This is a genomic window from Leucobacter salsicius M1-8, assembly GCF_000350525.1.
Lineage (GTDB): Bacteria > Actinomycetota > Actinomycetes > Actinomycetales > Microbacteriaceae > Leucobacter > Leucobacter salsicius.
On sequence record NZ_AOCN01000022.1, the window covers coordinates 179,556 to 196,139 of the forward strand.

The 16,584-nt window shown below is 64.9% G+C and carries 13 protein-coding genes and 1 tRNA gene; 13 read left to right on the forward strand and 1 reads right to left on the reverse strand.

What is annotated here, in order from left to right; all coding sequences use genetic code 11:
- Positions 1 to 100: 100 nt before the first annotated feature.
- From C795_RS0109905 to C795_RS0109940, 8 genes are all read left to right on the forward strand, one after another.
- Entirely contained in the window at positions 101 to 790 is a 690-nt protein-coding gene (locus C795_RS0109905; RefSeq protein ID WP_232225472.1) for a hypothetical protein, read from the forward strand.
- On the forward strand, positions 787 to 4,053 hold the full coding sequence (locus C795_RS0109910; protein ID WP_017793603.1) for a hypothetical protein: 3,267 nt from the start codon (positions 787 to 789) through the stop codon (positions 4,051 to 4,053). Before C795_RS0109905 ends, C795_RS0109910 begins: the two co-directional genes overlap by 4 nt.
- Before the next feature lie 77 nt (positions 4,054 to 4,130).
- Positions 4,131 to 5,429: a histidine--tRNA ligase gene (gene hisS, locus C795_RS0109915; protein ID WP_017793604.1), complete on the forward strand. Its 1,299-nt coding sequence runs from the start codon at positions 4,131 to 4,133 to the stop codon at positions 5,427 to 5,429.
- A 116-nt stretch (positions 5,430 to 5,545) separates the two neighbouring features.
- A complete protein-coding gene (locus tag C795_RS0109920; RefSeq protein WP_017793605.1) occupies positions 5,546 to 5,968 on the forward strand; it encodes a VOC family protein in 423 nt (140 codons plus the stop codon).
- A 182-nt stretch (positions 5,969 to 6,150) separates the two neighbouring features.
- The gene (eno, locus tag C795_RS0109925) at positions 6,151 to 7,431 is read left to right on the forward strand and encodes a phosphopyruvate hydratase (protein WP_026139591.1); all 1,281 of its coding nucleotides are present in this window, start codon (positions 6,151 to 6,153) and stop codon (positions 7,429 to 7,431) included.
- 41 nt (positions 7,432 to 7,472) lie between these two features.
- Positions 7,473 to 7,931 carry a septum formation initiator family protein gene (locus tag C795_RS0109930; protein WP_017793607.1) on the forward strand — a complete coding sequence of 153 codons (459 nt, stop codon included), beginning with the start codon at positions 7,473 to 7,475 and terminating at the stop codon, positions 7,929 to 7,931.
- Positions 7,928 to 8,419, forward strand: coding sequence for a DUF501 domain-containing protein (locus C795_RS0109935; RefSeq protein WP_017793608.1), 492 nt, complete (start codon positions 7,928 to 7,930; stop codon positions 8,417 to 8,419). Before C795_RS0109930 ends, C795_RS0109935 begins: the two co-directional genes overlap by 4 nt.
- A 209-nt stretch (positions 8,420 to 8,628) precedes the next feature.
- A complete protein-coding gene (locus C795_RS0109940; protein ID WP_017793609.1) occupies positions 8,629 to 9,966 on the forward strand; it encodes an NAD(P)/FAD-dependent oxidoreductase in 1,338 nt (445 codons plus the stop codon).
- Positions 9,967 to 10,073: 107 nt separating this feature from the next.
- On the opposite strand, the gene C795_RS0109945 is transcribed toward C795_RS0109940, so the two are convergent.
- Positions 10,074 to 11,546, reverse strand: coding sequence for a helix-turn-helix domain-containing protein (locus C795_RS0109945; protein WP_017793610.1), 1,473 nt, complete (start codon positions 11,544 to 11,546; stop codon positions 10,074 to 10,076).
- A gap of 162 nt (positions 11,547 to 11,708) precedes the next feature.
- Here C795_RS0109945 and C795_RS0109950 point away from each other — a divergent pair, with 162 nt between their 5' ends.
- The 5 genes from C795_RS0109950 to C795_RS0109970 all read left to right on the forward strand — a co-directional run bounded on the left by C795_RS0109950 (position 11,709) and on the right by C795_RS0109970 (position 16,502).
- Positions 11,709 to 13,529 (forward strand): phosphoenolpyruvate carboxykinase (GTP), encoded by a 1,821-nt coding sequence (locus tag C795_RS0109950; RefSeq protein WP_033349591.1) that lies wholly within the window; start codon positions 11,709 to 11,711, stop codon positions 13,527 to 13,529.
- 116 nt (positions 13,530 to 13,645) lie between these two features.
- Positions 13,646 to 13,722 (forward strand) — tRNA-Leu (locus C795_RS0109955).
- 23 nt (positions 13,723 to 13,745) lie between these two features.
- Positions 13,746 to 13,895: a hypothetical protein gene (locus C795_RS17430; protein ID WP_017793612.1), complete on the forward strand. Its 150-nt coding sequence runs from the start codon at positions 13,746 to 13,748 to the stop codon at positions 13,893 to 13,895.
- Positions 13,896 to 13,941: 46 nt separating this feature from the next.
- Positions 13,942 to 15,204, forward strand: a complete 1,263-nt coding sequence (locus C795_RS0109965) for an alanine racemase (protein ID WP_017793613.1) — start codon at positions 13,942 to 13,944, stop codon at positions 15,202 to 15,204.
- The gene (locus C795_RS0109970) at positions 15,201 to 16,502 is read left to right on the forward strand and encodes a D-arabinono-1,4-lactone oxidase (RefSeq protein ID WP_017793614.1); all 1,302 of its coding nucleotides are present in this window, start codon (positions 15,201 to 15,203) and stop codon (positions 16,500 to 16,502) included. Before C795_RS0109965 ends, C795_RS0109970 begins: the two co-directional genes overlap by 4 nt.
- The last annotated feature ends 82 nt before the right edge of the window (positions 16,503 to 16,584 follow it).

Sequence of the window (16,584 nt, forward strand, 5' to 3'; positions counted from 1 at the left end):
TTGATTGGACTCGGTCCAGTATGATTGGCGCGTGAATGTGAATCATTGTGGCCGCCCCGATTTGCGCTGGCGGCGAGCGGCAGTGGGTATTGGGGTCGGCGTGGTGATATCGCTCCTGGGCGTCTCGCCCGTGCTGGCCGCATCGACCCAGCCCCTCCACCCGGCTGTTACCACTGAGCGCCAAGCGGCCCCAGAGCTTACCGCGCCCGCGGGCGCGACTGAGGTCTGGCTCGATGCCGAGGGTGGCGGAAAGGTCATCGCCGCTGCACAGACCCGCAGCGGCACTGGTGGCTGGCAAGACGCGCTGGTTTCTCTCACACCTTTCGGAAGCACGGCAGTGGCCACGGTGCAGCCGGGCAAGGTCGATGCCCGATGGCGGGTGGCGAGCCAGGTGCATGCTGATTTCTCGGTCACGTTCGTTGATGCCCGCGGCAATATCCTCTCCGAACGACTACTGCGCAACGTCGCCGTCAGTGGCGACGGCGGTTGGGTCGACTGGGCCACTCTCGCGGGCACGCAAGACGGTGCAGAGAGTGACGACAACGGAGACGAAGAGGCAGGCGAGGGGCCAGGCGGCCGCTCCGATGCAGACTCGACGGCGGCGGGAAATACTGACGCAGCCAACGACGGTACCGCTAGCGATGCTCAGCTTTCGCGCACGGGATCCGATGCGATGCCCTTTTTGGGGGCCGGTGCAGTCTTGGCTGTGGCGGGTCTCGGGCTTCTTGCGCGTCGTGCGACTCGCACGCGTCGCACCCGCGCCGCGGATACGGAGGGGGAGGCACTATGAACCGTCAAGCTTTCACGAAGTTCTCCCTGAGCGTGCTCGCTGCGGTAACCGCGAGCGCACTGGTCCTGATGGTGGCGCCCTCGCCCAGCATCGCTGTGTCGATCGATTCGATTGAGAACCAATCGTTTGTGCGCAAGGCGGAGGCAGTCGGATTTACGCCAGCCCCGCCCCAGGTTCCGGCGCTCGAATCCGCGGTGGGGCGAGGTGCGGCACTCACCACTGTTCCCATCACCCAGGCCGACTCCACGAGGGGCCGTGTGGCACTCGGCGACGCTGCGAGCGGCTCGACAGCCGCGCTTGTGCGGGTCACACTGCTTGCTCCTACGGCCGAAACCTCGGTGTTCACGACCCAGGCGGGAAGCTCCGCCTCCGGAGCGAGCACTCCGCTCGATGATCTCAGCGGCACGCAGCTGACTCAGTCGCTTGACGCTGTACCGGGGCCGACGCCGATTCTGTACGCGGCAGCCGGGAAGACCGTGTCAACCACGGTGCTGCTTCCAATAGTCAACGGAGCCGTGCCCCTGTATGCCGACCGTGACGAAGCACCCGTGAGGGTCGAAGCGCTGGCGTTCTTTGCTGGCGGCGCGAACGCACCCGGGGCGACAGTCGCGCTCGCTGCGCCCGAGCTGCGCGCCGACACCGCCCAGGGGCTGGGCGGGGCCGGGATCGATCAGACTGGTATCTGGGTTGGGCTCAATGGCGCCGGTGGTGTCCCGAGCGACTTGGTGCGCAGCGTATACCTGACCTTTGACATCTCCCTTGACCGCGCTGACACCGTTTCGCTCTCGGACGGCCAGCAGCTCAAATTGCCAGCGGGTCGCAGCATCGTCACTACGGTTGTGACGCCCGACGAACTTGGCGGCGTCACGCTGCGCTCAAGCGCAGCCACGGGCTCGCTGCGGGCGAGCGTGCTGGGCTGGGTTGCAGAAGCCAGCGCAGACCTCTCAAGTGCAAACGTGACCGGTAGCTACGTCGCTGACGCCCTTCCCGAATCTGTTGTCAAGATTCGGGGAGGGAAGGCTCCGCGAGCCCTCGACCTCACGACCTACTCCGACGCGGACTATGCGCTCGCGCTCGTCGCATCGGTGGCTGGTGCCCCGGGAGAGACGACGCTCGACTGGCGATCGCCCGTAACCGGCCGAGCTGCCGGGGTTGCGCTCGACGGCACGGCTGGGGCCGCGCCACAGCTCGCACTCGTTCCTGTCGATTCCGGATCAGGACAGCTCTCGGTGCGGCGCGGGGCCGCGACCGTTCAGGTTCAATCGCTGGGCGCCTTTCTGGGCGAGGCGCAACAGTACGACGCAGCCGATCCGGCCACTATCGAGATCACGGCACCGCGAGATCTCGCATCCATTGACCTCAGCGAAAGCGGCTACTTCACGTTGGAGGGTGTGGTCGACGGCGGTGCGAACGCGGTTGACCGGGTCGAGGTTTCTGCGAACGACGCTGGAACACAGGTGTTTATCGGCACGGCCGAACTCACTGAGACGCCGACTCAAACCGTCTGGAGCATGCGGGTGCTTGCTCCAGACGATGGTGAATTTGACTACACGGCTACCGTGTTTGATCGGTCGAATCGAGGCGTGGCTCGCGCGAGTGATGAGATCACGCTCGACATTAACGCTGCTGACGCCACCGACACGGTGACCTCGCCAGAAGTACGCACCTTTGGGCTGCGGCCTGGCGAGGCGGTGCCTCGTGTCGTGGACGCTGACACCGTTGCGTTTGCGGAGCAACCAGACCTCGAGCCCGGGCAGATCATTGTCACCGGCCCGCTACCCGGGGCCGCGAGCGGTTTCTTGGGGCGAGTATCGCAGATGAACCTGGTCGCGGGCGAGTGGCTGGTGACCACGGTCGCGGTTGAGCTCTCGGAGGTGTTCTTTCAAGTGGACGTCGCCGAGACCATCGACTATCAAGCTGATGAAATCGTCGACCAGATCGCCGTCGAAGACACTCCCGCGAGCGGTGCTGACCCCTCCGAATTCACCGAGGGTTCGTTTGTGCCGGTAGATCGTGCGACCGGCAAAGAGGGCACCCCGGTGCCGCTCGAAGAGTATTCTGTGGCCGTCCCCGACGCACTGGGCAACGGGCCCGGCGCGGCCCCGGTCGCATGGCCGGGGGAGCTACCGGGTCACGCACACGCCGCGCTCGTGCGCGACGACGACGTAGACCTCACGCTCGGCGCAGACGACTTCAATCTGGCCGAAGCGGGGCTCGACCCCGCGAACCCCGACGATTTTGCGCTCGCGTGCCGGGCTGCCGGGAGCGACGGTCAGGAGCCCACGGGCGACCAGATCGATGAGAACGGTGAATGGCATCCAGCGCAAACGGGTGCTCCCGCGGCCCCTGCCTGCGCCCAGCAGCGACTCGGGGTCGACCTTCACGGCACGTGGTCGATTGGTATGGACGCTTCTTTCATCGTCGGCCTCAGAAACGGCAAGCCGAAGGTGCTCAACACCACAAAGCTGGATCCGTGGGAGTTCGATCGCGCTGAAAAACGTGAACTCGCGACCGAGGCGGCCATCGGAGTGCAGGCCTCGGGGGAGGCAGAGTTCAGCCTCGATTTCGTGCTCAACGTGAAAATGAAGTGGAAGTGGAAAGTTGTTCCCGCAGGAATCACCGTGCAGGAGTTCACCACTAAGGTGACGACGACGCTCAAGGCCAGCGCGGCGCTCAAGGCGTCCTTCAAAGCATCGGGCAAACTGAATTTTAAGCTTGACGTCGCGGAGGTCGCGCTTCCAACCACGATGTTTATGGTCGGCCCGGTCCCGGTCGCCATCACGAACCGGCTGAACTTTGCCATTGCAATGGGTGGGGAAGTGATGGCGGAGGTCGCGCTGCCCGCGGTCGGGGTCGAACGTGTCGATACCTTTGGGTTTACCTGGAAAACGGGGCAGGGGCTCAGCCGAATTAAGAATGACACCCCGACTAAGTATGTGGTGCCCAAGTTCACGAAGCTGAAGGATTCGGCGACCGTCAGTTTCACCGGCGGCATTTCGGTGGGCCCGGAAGTGAGCTTCCGTAGCCGTATTTATTCGTTCGCAGGCCCAGACCTGGCATTGAGTGCGAAGGCAGGTGTGGGTGGCGAAATCACCGGTCCTATTGCGGGTCCCTATGATGCGAAGGTGGAGGTATACCTCGCACTGGGGCTTGAAGGCATGGTGAAGTTGACCCTCATTAAGTGGGAGCTGGTGAACCTCAAAGTGTTCGCACTGGGCGTGCGCCTCAACCTGTTCACCAAGGAATGGTCCTTCTCGATCTAGGGGTTGTCGTGGCCGCGCTCGGTGCGCGGTCACGACCCCGTGCAGCTGGTGCTCACGGATGATGAAAGAATAGGGCCATGGCATCTCCAGTGAACTCGCCGCGCGGCATGCGCGATTTCCTTCCCGCTGACAAGGCCCGCCGCGAGCACGCGCTCTCGGTCATCAAGGGCGTGTACCGCGCTCACGGGTTTGACGAGATTGAGACCCCCGTGGTCGAGGATCACGCACGGCTCCACGCGGGGCTCGGTGGCGACAACGAGAAGCTGTCATTCTCTATCCTGAAGCGCGGCATCCGCCCCGAGCAGCTCGCGAAGGCTACGGAAGCCGGCGACGCCGAGCTGCTGGCCGACCTCGGCCTGCGCTTCGACCTGACGGTGCCGCTCACCCGGTTCTACGCCACCAACCGGGCCGAGCTGCCGCCCGTCTTCCGCGCGATCCAGATCGCACCCGTGTGGCGCGCCGAGCGCCCGCAGAAGGGGCGCTACCGCCAGTTCGTACAGGCCGACATCGACATCATCGGCGAGTCCGGCCTGATCGCCGAGATCGAGCTCGTCACCGCGACGTCACAGGCGCTCGCGGCCCTGGGGCTCACCGGCTGCGTGATCCGGATCAACGACCGCCGCATCCTCTTCGGGCTCCTGGCCCACTGCGGTTTTGCCCCCGAGACGCACGATCGCGCACTCATCACGATCGACAAGCTCGACAAGATCGGGGCCTCGGGCGTCGTAGAGGAGCTGCGTGAGATCGATGCCGACGCCGCCGAGAAGATTGGCTCCGTACTTGCACACGTCGAGCCGCTGCTCGCCGGTGATGGCATCGCGCTCACGCGTGACGCCATCGCGGCTGTGCTGCCCGAGGGGGCAGCCGAGGAGGGCGTCACGAACCTCGCCGATCTCGGCGCAGCGCTCGAGGGCGCGCTGCCCGAGGGCGTCGAGGTGCGCTTCGACCCGACGCTCGTGCGCGGCATGGGCTATTACACCGGCACGATTTTTGAGGTCGCGCACCCGGGATCGGGCAGCTCGGTGGGTGGCGGCGGCCGCTACGACGGCATGGTCGGTCGATTCCTCGGCCAGGACGTGCCGGCGGTCGGCTTCTCCATCGGCTTTGAGCGAGTCGTTGACCTCATCTCGCTGCCCGAGTCGACGGGCCCCGAGTCGGTCGCGCTCGTGTATGACACGGACGTGGAGTTTGCCGATCTGCTCTCGCTCAAGCGTGCGCTCGTCGAGAAGGGGCACCGAGTGCGGCTCGAGAAGCGTCAGAAGAACATGAAGGCGCTCCTCGCACGCGTCACGGCTGAGGGCTTCGCGAGCGTCGCCAACGTGCGCGGTGGCATGCGTTCGGTGGACGACATCGAGATTCGAGCCCTCGAGAACTAGCCGACACAGATCGGCGCTGATCATAGCGCGGGGGATTCGCAGCGAACAGGCGTTGACGTTGCAAGGTCTTGGTGGAATTCTGGGGGCGTTGGCACGACCCGACTACGGAGGACACCATGACCAAGCAAGTGTTCGTCAATTTCGCTACCGATGACCTCGAGCGATCCGAGGCGTTCTATGTCGCAATTGGCTGCGAGATTAACCCACTGTTTAGCGATGACAACGCTAAGTGTGCAGTTTGGAGCGAGGAAATCTTCTTCATGCTGCTGACGCGCGAGTTCTTTTCCACCTTCACCAAGAAGCAGGTGCCCAACGCCCGCGAAGTGGCGCAGGTGCTCGTCGCACTTTCGCTGGATTCGCGGGACGAGGTGGACAAGGTGCTCGCGGCCGGGCTCGCGGCTGGCGGAGCCGAGCCGGTTCCCGCGCAGGAACTCGGATTCATGTACTCACGCGATCTCGAAGATCCCGACGGCAACGTGCTCGAGTTCGTCTATATGGACCCGGCAGCTGCCGCAGACGGCCCGCCCGACATGGCCTAGAAGCGATCACAAACCGCGCAAAAGTACGCGGGATCCCGCCAATTTGTGTGCCACGCCTCAGGCTCTCGGGCGCGACACCCTAAACTTAGTGTGCGGCGGCAATATCGCCTCCGCACACCTGCGCCGACCCCGATCGGGGCGGCGCGATCCGGAGCATCCCAACAGACCCCAAGGAGCGCATGGTGGCATTTATCGACGCGGTGATCGCACGCGAGATTCTCGATTCGCGTGGCAACCCGACCGTAGAGGTTGAGGTTGGCCTCACAGACGAATCGGTGGGACGCGCTGCGGTTCCCTCAGGCGCGTCGACAGGCGCGTTTGAAGCGTACGAACTGCGCGACGGCGACAACGACCGGTACCTGGGCAAGGGCGTCATGAAGGCCGTTGACGCGGTGTTCGACGAGCTCGGCCCGGCCATCGAAGGTTTTGCCGCTGACGACCAGCGCATCATCGACGAGGTGCTCAAGGAGACCGACGGCACCGACAACAAGCAGCGCGTGGGTGCAAACTCGATCCTCGGCGTGAGCCTTGCGGTCGCACACGCCGCCGCAGCTGCAGCCGAGCTGCCCCTCTACCGTTACCTCGGTGGCCCCAACGCGTCGACGCTGCCCGTGCCGCTGATGAACATCATCAACGGTGGCGCGCACGCCGACACCGGCGTTGATATCCAGGAGTTCATGGCAGTGCCGCTGGGCGCCGAGACCTTCTCCGAGGGTCTGCGCTGGGGCGTTGAGGTTTACCACGCACTGAAGGCACTCCTCAAGGAGAAGGGCCTGAACACGGCACTCGGCGATGAGGGTGGCTTCGCCCCCGACCTGCCGAACAACGCGACGGCTCTTGAGCTGATCGTCGAGGCGATCAAGCGTGCGGGTTACGAGCCCGGCCGTGACATCGCACTCGCGCTTGACGTGGCGTCGACCGAGTTCTACGAGAACGGCGTGTACACGTTTGAGGGCCAGGAACGCACGGCGGCCGAGATGACGGCCTACTACGCCGACCTCATGGCGAAGTACCCGCTCGTGTCGATCGAGGATCCCCTCGCAGAGGACGACTGGGCGGGCTGGAACCAGCTCACTGCAGAGCTCGGCGACAAGGTGCAGCTCGTCGGTGACGACCTATTCGTGACCAACCCCGCGCGCCTTGCCGACGGCATCGCACAGGGCACGGCGAACTCGATCCTGGTGAAGGTCAACCAGATCGGCACGCTCACCGAGACGCTCGACGCCGTGCAGATGGCGCAGCGCGCTGGCTACACCGCCGTCATGTCGCACCGCTCGGGTGAGACCGAGGACGTCACGATTGCCGACCTCGCAGTTGCAACCGACTGCGGTCAGATCAAGACCGGTGCGCCGGCTCGTAGCGACCGTGTCGCCAAGTACAACCAGCTGCTGCGCATCGAAGAAGAGCTCGGTGGTGCCGCGAAGTACGCTGGCCGCGCCGCGTTCCCGCGCTTCACCGCGTAATCGCCTAAGCACACCTAGCACGCACACACGACAGGAGCACGGTGAAGCGCTGGACTGAAGACATTAGGGCCTGGGCCTCGAGTCTGAAGATCAGTGGTTTCACCGTGCTCGTTGTCGTGTTGGTGATCGGCGGCGGGATCATTGTGAGCCCGAGCCTGTCGACGTTTGTGGCGCAGCAGCGCGAGATCGCTGAGCTGCGCCAGAGCGTCGCCGAACATCGCGAGGCAGTCGACGAGATTGATGCCGAGCGCGCAAAGTGGAAGGATCCGGTGTACATCAGGTCGCAGGCCCGCGACCGGCTGTACTACGTGCTTCCGGGGGAGACCCAGCTCAACGTGATCGACGACATCGTGATGCCCGTCGAGCCCAATGAAGAAACGAACGCTGAGCTCTCGCGCACCGAAACCAACTGGGCTCGCTCGCTCGCCGCGTCGTTTGTCGCCGCGGGCGTCGCCCCCACCCCAGACCCAGAATCAACACCGAAGGATCCGCAGCAATGAGCCGCCCACCGTATGACGCCCCCACTCCCGCAGACATTGAAGCGGTCAGCGCACAGCTCGCCCGCGAGGCCCGCGGAGTCGTGGGCATTGCCGCACGCACCTCGGCTGGCGAGCCGACCGTTGTGGCCACGGCGCCGCGCCTGCCCGACGGATCGCCGTTCCCCACGTTCTACTACCTGAGCCACCCCGAGGCCGTAGCTGCGGCGTCACGTCTCGAAGCAGTTGGTGTCATGAACGAGTTCAATGACATGTTGGCCGAGGACGAAGACATGCGCGCGCAGTATCAGCTGGCGCACGAGGCATACATTGCCGACCGCGACAGCGTCGGCGAGGTGCCCGAGCTTGCGGGTATCAGTGCGGGCGGCATGCCCACTCGCGTAAAGTGCCTGCACGCGCTTATGGGGCACGCCCTCGCGGCCGGCCCAGGAGTGAACCCGATCGGGGATCTGGCACTCGAGCGCTGCGGTTGGAGCCCCAACGCAAGCTAATTATTTCGTCTCGACATAGAAATTGTGTTGATTCGTGCGTTTTGCCCGCATTTTCCGCTGAAGTGGCCCGTAGAGGCTGAAAATGCGGGTAGAGTAATCCTCTGGGCGGTTTCGCCCATTTTTTCTGCGCCCGCACTCCGTGGGCCATCCGCGCCCAGTGCACACGCACGGCGCAATTCATAGGCACACTGGTTCAAGGAGACTGCTTCGTGGCGAAGAAGATTCTGATCGTTGGCGGCGGCTACGCCGGCTTCTACACCGCATGGAAGCTCGAGAAGCTGCTGCGCGCAGGCGAGGCAGAGGTGACGATCGTTGATCCGCTCCCTTACATGGCCTACCTGCCGTTCCTGCCCGAGGTTGCTGCAGGCTCGATCGAGCCGCGTCACGCGGTTGTTGCGCGTCGTCGTCACCTGACGAAGACGGCCAACATTGCTGGCAAGGTGACGGGCATCTCGCACGCTACGAAGTCCGTCACGATCACGCCCAACGTGGGCGAGGCGTACGACTTCGCGTACGACCAGATCGTCATCACGACTGGTTCGGTCTCGCGCACGTTCCCCATCGCGGGCATCGCTGACAACGCAATCGGCATGAAGACCATTGAAGAGGCCGTGGCCGTGCGTGATCGCATGGTCGGCAACTTCGAGCGCGCAGCCTCGCTGCCCGCTGGCTCGGCTGAGCGCGCGCGCCTGCTGACGGTCACCGTCGTTGGCGGCGGCTTCGCTGGCATCGAGACGGTTTCCGAGCTGCGCTCGTTCGCAACCTCGATGCTGCGTCGCTACCCCGAGATCACGTTTGACGAGACGAAGTTCCACCTCGTTGAGGCAATGGGCCGCATCATGCCCGAGGTTACCGAGAAGCTCGCTGACTGGGTGGTTGCAGACCAGACCCGTCGCGGCGTCGACATCCACCTCAACACCCAGCTGCAGTCGGCTGAGGGTGGCAACATCGAGCTCTCCACCGGTGAGAAGTTCGAGAGCGACCTCATCGTCTGGACCGCTGGCGTCATGCCCCGTCCCTTCCTGCGCGGCACCGACCTTCCGATCGGCCCCCGTGGCCACGTGATTGGCAGCCCCTCGCTGCGCATCACCACCGAAGAGGGCGAAGCTCTCGAGGGTGCGTGGACCGCTGGCGACACGTCGCAGACTCCCGATATCTCCTCGACCCCCGGCCCCGGCGGCTTCTGCGTTCCCAACGCACAGCACGCAGTGCGCCAGGGGCGTCTGCTCGCGAAGAACATCGTTGCTGACCTGCGCGGCGAGGGTGTGCGCGAGTACAACCACAAGAACCAGGGCGCAGTTGCTGGCCTCGGCGTAAACAACGGCGTGTTCAAGTCGGGTGGCGGCGGAATCGCGCTGAAGGGCTACATTGCGTGGCTTGCACACCGCTTCTACCACGGCATGGCGATCCCCACGTGGGAGCGCAAGTGGCGCGTATTTGGTGGCTGGGTTGGCCACTTCTTCCTCGGTCGCGACATCGTCAACATTGAGGCGACGCAGAACCCCCGCGAGATCTTCGAAGAGTTCGCTTCACGCCCCAAGGCGTAATCGTTCCCGGGGCTGATCGCGAGATCAGCTCCCGTGGACCGATGTAGGTCAACGACTCAGGCCCCACAAGCTCGATGCTTGTGGGGCCTGATTCGTTTGCCGCGCGTCTACGCCTTCTCGGGGGCGTGCTTTGAGAGAAACTCGTACATCTCGGTGTCATCCACTCCGGGGAACGTGCCCGTCGGAAGCGGTGAGAGCACGTGCTGGTGCATGCGGGCGCTGGGCCACGCCTTGCCTCGCCAGCGCTCCAGCTGGTTGTCGGCGGGGGTGCGGCAGCACTCGTCATCGGGACAGGTCGAGACCATGCGGCCATTCGTGTCGCGCCCGCGAAACCACTTTGCGTCGTCGAACCGCACCCCACAGGCGATCGCGAACGGTCCCAGCTCGGCATCACCGGTCTGCACGCTCGTCCAAAACGTTCCCTCGGGGGTATCGGTGTACTGGTAAAACTCGCTCGTGCGGTTCTTGCGATCGAATGCGCTGCGCCCGCCCCACTTGTGGCACAGCACCTCGCCCTCGATCGAGCCCGAATCGTCACTGGGGAATGGAAGGCCGTCGTTTTCGTAGCCACGCACGAGGGTGCCCGATCCGTCAGCGCGATAGTGGTGCACCTGGAGCCCCAGGTGGCGCGTCGCGATATTCGTGAACCGGTGCGCGGCTGCCTCGTGTGTGACCCCAAAGGCATCTCGAAAGTCCTCGATGGCCAGGTTGCGATTGCGCTTGGCGGACTGCAGGAACTCCACGGCACGCGCCTCGGGAATAAGGCAAGCCGCAGCGAAGTAGTTGATCTGCAGCCGCTGTTCGAGAAACTCTGCATAGCTCGCGGGCTCCGTGTGCCCCAGCACCCGGTGTCCCATCGCCTGGAGGGCGAGCGATCGCAGCCCATGCCCGCCCGGAATCGATGTGGGCGGCAGGTAAATACGCCCGTTCTCGAGATCGGTGATGCTGCGGGTATTTGAGGGGAGCTCGTCAACAAAAGTGAGGGTGAAGCCGAGCAGCTCGGCGAGCATCGCCACCTCGCGGTGCGTAACGGCCCCGGCGCCGTGCCCAATGCGTCGCATGAGGTCAGAGGCCACGAGCTCGATGTCATGCACGTAGTTGTCGCGCGCCGTCATTTGGAGTCGGATCTCGGTGTTGGCGCGGCGGGCTTCCTCGCTCGACGCCGCGGCGGCGCGTGAGCGCCTCGCCAGCTCGCGGTGCATGCCGACAAGGGACTTCAAAGCGTCGTCGCCCAGGGTGCGGGGCGCGCGCACATGGGGGAGTCCGAGGCGTAGGTACCCCGGGGCCGATTGCGCGCGCTCGAGTTCGATTTCGAGGGCGCTGCGCGGATCCGGAGCTTCGCGGCGCAGCAGCTCAGCCGGGTCGACCCCCAGCTCGCGTGCGATTGCCTGGAGCAGCGTGAGCTTCGGTTCGCGGCGGCCATTCTCGATCAGAGAGAGCTGGCTGGCGACGACGCCAACGCGTTCGCCGAGCTGGCCCAGGGTGAGCCCCGCTTTCGATCGAAGGTGTCGAATGCGTTTACCCATGACGAGGCGATCGAGCGCTGCGGGGTTCTGGCCGGGAGCCGGGTCTTGCATCATGTTTTTGACTATACGGCAATAATCTAGAAAATTGCCAGCCGGTTTGGTGAATGGGGGGTGAATTAAGGCGTGAAAATAGAGATGTCACCGATTCTTCACCGCAGGGTGTGACTCACTAGGAGATAAACCGTTATGGGCAGTAGCGAAACAGCCGAGGCAACAATGACGATCGCGGAGCTCGTTCGAGCGCAAGCGACGACTTCTAACACCGAGGTGCTCGCCTGGGTGACTGAGGTAGCCGAATTGACCCAGCCCGACGCGGTCGTCTGGTGCGATGGTTCGCAGGACGAGTGGAACCACCTCACGACCGAGATGGTCGAAGCTGGCACGCTGATCCGCCTGAACAAGGACCTGCGCCCCGGGAGCTTCCTCGCTCGCTCTCACCCGGCCGATGTGGCCCGCGTTGAGGATCGCACCTTCATCTGCTCGGAGAATGAGTCCGATGCTGGCCCCACGAACAACTGGGTTGCCCCCGACGCGATGAAGGCCGAGCTCATGCCGTTCTTCGCGGGTTCGATGCGCGGCCGCACCATGTACGTGGTGCCCTTCTCCATGGGCCCCGTCGGCGGAGCCATCACGCAGCTCGGCATCGAGATCACCGACTCGCCCTACGCCGTGCTCAACATGCGCATCATGACCCGCATGGGTCAGGCTGCCCTCGACGGTATTTCCTCGGGAAGCGAGTGGGTGCGCACCGTGCACTCGGTCGGCATGCCCCTCGAAGCTGGCCAGAGCGACGTCGCCTGGCCCTGCAGCGACACCAAGTACATCACGCACTTCCCCGAGACCCTCGAGGTATGGTCGTACGGCTCGGGCTACGGCGGAAACGCACTGCTCTCGAAGAAGTGCTTCGCGCTGCGCATTGCTAGCGTCATGGGCAAGAACGAAGGCTGGCTCGCAGAGCACATGCTGCTCCTCAAGCTCACGAACACTGCGACGAACAAGGCCTACCACCTGTCGGCAGCGTTCCCCTCGGCCTGTGGCAAGACGAACCTCGCCATGCTCCAGCCGACGATCCCCGGCTGGAAGGTCGAGACGATCGGTGACGACATCGCTTGGCTGCGCCCCGGTACCGACGGGCGGCTCTACGCGATCAACCCCGAGGCTGGCTTCTTTGGCGTCGCACCCGGCACCGGTGAAACCACCAACCCCGTCGCGGTCGACACCATGTGGGGCAACACCATCTTCACGAACGTCGCGCTGACCGACGAGGGCGACGTGTGGTGGGAGGGCAAGACCGATGAGGTGCCCGATCACCTCATCGACTGGCAGGGCAACGACTGGACTCCCGAGTCCGGCCGCGTCGCCGCTCACCCCAACTCGCGCTTCACCGTGCCGATCCAGCAGACGCCCACGCTCGCGCAGGACTGGTACGAGCAGAACGGCGTGCCGCTCGACGCGATCCTGTTCGGTGGCCGCCGCGCCACCAACATCCCGCTTGTCGCCAAGTCGCTCTCGTGGGAGCACGGCGTGTTCATGGGCGCGACCGTCTCGTCTGAGAAGACCGCTGCTCAGGAGGGCACCGTAGGTGAACTGCGCCGCGATCCCTTCGCAATGCTGCCGTTCTGCGGCTACAACATGGCCGACTACTGGGGCCACTGGCTCGAGATCGGCGAGAAGATGGGCGACAAGGCTCCCAAGATCTTCCAGGTCAACTGGTTCCGTAAGGGTGCAGACGGCCGTTTCCTGTGGCCCGGCTTTGGTGACAACTCACGCGTGATTGACTGGGTCATTCGCAGCGTCGAGGGCGATGTCACCGGCGAGCTCACCGCGATCGGTACGGTACCCGCTGCGGGCGAGCTCAACCTCGACGGCATCGAGGTTCCCGAGGCCGACCTCGCCGAGCTCTTCGCGATCGACGCCACCTCGTGGCTCGCCGAGGCGGACCTCACCGAGGAGTTCTTTGCTCAGTTCGGTGACCGCCTGCCCACGGCCATGTCGGCCCAGCTCGATGGCCTGCGTGGCCGCCTGAGCGCCGAGTAATAAGTTTGCCTGCAACGCAGGCGCGAGACCGTAAGCCCCGCCGTTCTGCCCAACGGCGGGGCTTACTCGTTTTTGGTGCGCGCGATATGTGGCACGATAGACGAGGCGAGAAACCACCCCCTATAGCCCAATTGGCAGAGGCAGCTGACTTAAAATCAGCACAGTCTGGGTTCGAGTCCCAGTGGGGGGACCAACCGCACCACATAGACTTGGCGCGTGCTGTTCGCCAAAGTCATTCTCATCATCGCGATTGTGCTCGCGGCCGCCCTCGGGGTGTTCATGCGCGTGCGTGCGTGGCGCAGGCGTAAACAAGCTGAGCGGGCGCGATGGAACGCCGAGCTCGCGCGCGATCTGCGCGACCTCTGAGGCATCCTTGCTGCGCCGCCAAGCTCCGCTCGCATAGACTGCGACTATGTCATTCGACCTCACCGAAGAGGAGCTGCTTGCCGCAGCAACGCGCGAGGCCTGGCTCGATCCGGATCGCTACTGGCGTTCCATACATGACGCAGTGCGCGAGCATTCTGGCCCCGTGGTCGCGTTGTCGCTCCCGGCACTCACCCGCAACGCCCACGACCTGACCAGGCGGGCCGGTGGGATTCCCATTCGCGTCGCGAGCAAATCAGTGCGTTCGCGAGCAGTGCTCGACGCAGTGCTCGGGCTGCCGGGGTACCGCGGCGTACTGGCATACTCCCTGCCCGAGGCGCTCTGGCTCGCGCAGGGCGAGACTGGCGTCGACGACGTCGTCGTCGCGTACCCGAGTGTCGACCGTGCGGCCCTCGCGCGGCTTGCCACCAGCGAAGATCTCGCGGCACGGGTGACCGTGATGATTGATGACCCGCGGCAGCTGGATCTGATCGACGAGGTCGTGCGCCCCCATAATCGCGCGCGTCTCCGCGTCTGTATCGACCTGGACTGCTCGTGGAAGTCACCCCTCCTTGGCCACATCGGCGTGCATCGCTCGCCCGTGCACGACCCGGAGCAGGCGGAGTGGCTCGCGGCGCACATTGCGGGGCGTGCCGGGTTTACGCTCGTGGGTGTGATGGCCTATGAGGCCCAGATCGCCGGGGTTGCCGACCGCCCGGCGGGTAAACCGGCCGCCGGCGCGCTGATGCGCGCGGTGCAACGCGCGAGCGGCAGCGAGCTCGCCGAACGGCGGGCCGAAGCGATCGCTCGTGTGCGCGGCGTAACCGAGCTTGAGTTCGTCAATGGTGGCGGCACCGGATCTGTTGAACGCACCGCCGCCGAGGCCGCTGTCACCGAGGTGGCCGCGGGCAGCGGACTCTACGGCCCCCATATCTTCGACCGCTACGAGGCCTTCGACGTGGCTCCGGCGGTCGGATTCGGGCTCGATGTGGTGCGTAAGTCTTCCCCCGACCGGGCCACTCTGTTCGGTGGCGGGTGGATCGCCTCGGGGCCCACGGCGCCCGACCGCTCCCCGCTGCCCGTCTGGCCCGCGGGGCTCTCCTACGAGCCGCGCGAGGGCGCCGGCGAGGTACAGACCCCGCTGCGGGGAGCCGCCGCGCGCTCCCTTGAGGTGGGCGATCGCGTGTGGCTGCGGCACGCGAAGGCCGGCGAGATCATGGAGCATGTGACGCACATCGTGCCCATTAGCGCGGCCGACCAAGCGCTCGAACCGATCACAACCTACCGAGGCGAAGGGCAGTGCTTTCTATGACCAAATGGGTGAACTGGGCGCGCACCGAGTCTTCGGTTCCCGCTACCGTTGTCGCGCCTCGCACGGCCGAACAGGTCGTTGCTGCGGTGCAACGGGCGCGTGACACGGGGCACACCGTGAAGCCGATTGGTGCCTCACACAGCTTCACCGGCATCGGGGCGACCGACGGGATTCGCATCGACATGAGCCGCATGCGCGGGCTCGTGGGGGCCGACACCGCACGGATGCGCGCCACGGTATGGGGCGGCACCCACCTGTGGGAGATTCCGACCCTGCTCGAACCACTCGGCCTGGCAATGCCCAATCTCGGCGACATTGACAAGCAAACGATCACCGGCGCCACGCAGACCGGGACTCACGGTACCGGAGGGGGCTTCGGCGGTATTTCCACCGGGGTCGTTGGCGCCCAGATCGTCACCGGAACGGGCGAGATTCTGCACATCGACGAGCACAACAACGCGGACCTGTTGCCAGCTGTCGCCCTGGGCCTCGGTGCGCTGGGCATTGTGCTGACGGTCACGCTGCAGTGTGTGCCCCGCTTTCTGTTGCACGCCGAAGAGGCGCCGGCCCAGCTCGACGAGGTGCTGTCGAACTGGGAAGACCGGGTACGCAGCGTCGACCACTTCGAGTTTTTCTGGTTTCCTCACACTCGCTCGGTGCGCACGAAGACGAACACGCACCTCCCGCTTGACGCGCCGCGCCGCCCCCTGGGCATTGCGGCCAGGTTCCTCGATGAGGAGCTCGCGAACAACCTCGCGTTCGGGGCGTGCACCGCGCTCGGCGCCGCCGTCCCAGGCATCGTGCCGCGCATCAACCGCGTGGTCGAATCCGTGTCGAGCCGACGCAGCTACGCTGACGAATCACACAAGGTGCTGATTACGAACCGCCGGGTGCGGTTTCGCGAGATGGAATACGGGGTGCCACTCGGGGCGGTTCCCGAAGTCGTGCGTGAACTCGGGTCTCTCATCGAGCGGAAGGGCTTCAACGTCTCCTTTCCTATCGAAGTGCGCGCGGCCGCTGCCGATGAGCTGATGCTCTCGACGGCCTCCGGGCGCGACTCAGGGTACGTTGCCGTGCACCGCTACTGGCGCGAGCGCGACACGACCTACTTTCGCGAGGCCGAAGCCATCCTCGCAGCGCACGACGGGCGGCCGCACTGGGGCAAGATGCACACGCTGGGGGCCGAACAATTGCGGGCGCGGTATCCGCGCTTCGACGACTTCGGCGCGGCGCGCGACCGGCTCGATCCGGATCGGGTGTTCACGAACCCGTACCTGACTCGCGTGCTAGGGGAGTGAGTGAGTTCTGCGACTCTGAAGTGCCTCGGCACTTGTGAATCGCAGGATCCAGACGGCTAATCCACAGCTGCCTAGTGAACTG

Excerpts from the sequence above, each read along its gene's own strand:
- C795_RS0109945 (WP_017793610.1), bottom strand. The coding sequence starts at position 11,546 with ATGATGCAAGACCCGGCTCCCGGCCAGAACCCCGCAGCGCTCGATCGC.
- C795_RS0109935 (WP_017793608.1), top strand. The coding sequence starts at position 7,928 with ATGAGCCGCCCACCGTATGACGCCCCCACTCCCGCAGACATTGAAGCG.
- hisS (WP_017793604.1), top strand. The coding sequence starts at position 4,131 with ATGGCATCTCCAGTGAACTCGCCGCGCGGCATGCGCGATTTCCTTCCC.
- C795_RS0109920 (WP_017793605.1), top strand. The coding sequence starts at position 5,546 with ATGACCAAGCAAGTGTTCGTCAATTTCGCTACCGATGACCTCGAGCGA.
- C795_RS0109965 (WP_017793613.1), top strand. The coding sequence starts at position 13,942 with ATGTCATTCGACCTCACCGAAGAGGAGCTGCTTGCCGCAGCAACGCGC.
- C795_RS0109950 (WP_033349591.1), top strand. The coding sequence starts at position 11,709 with ATGACGATCGCGGAGCTCGTTCGAGCGCAAGCGACGACTTCTAACACC.
- C795_RS0109970 (WP_017793614.1), top strand. The coding sequence starts at position 15,201 with ATGACCAAATGGGTGAACTGGGCGCGCACCGAGTCTTCGGTTCCCGCT.
- C795_RS0109910 (WP_017793603.1), top strand. The coding sequence starts at position 787 with ATGAACCGTCAAGCTTTCACGAAGTTCTCCCTGAGCGTGCTCGCTGCG.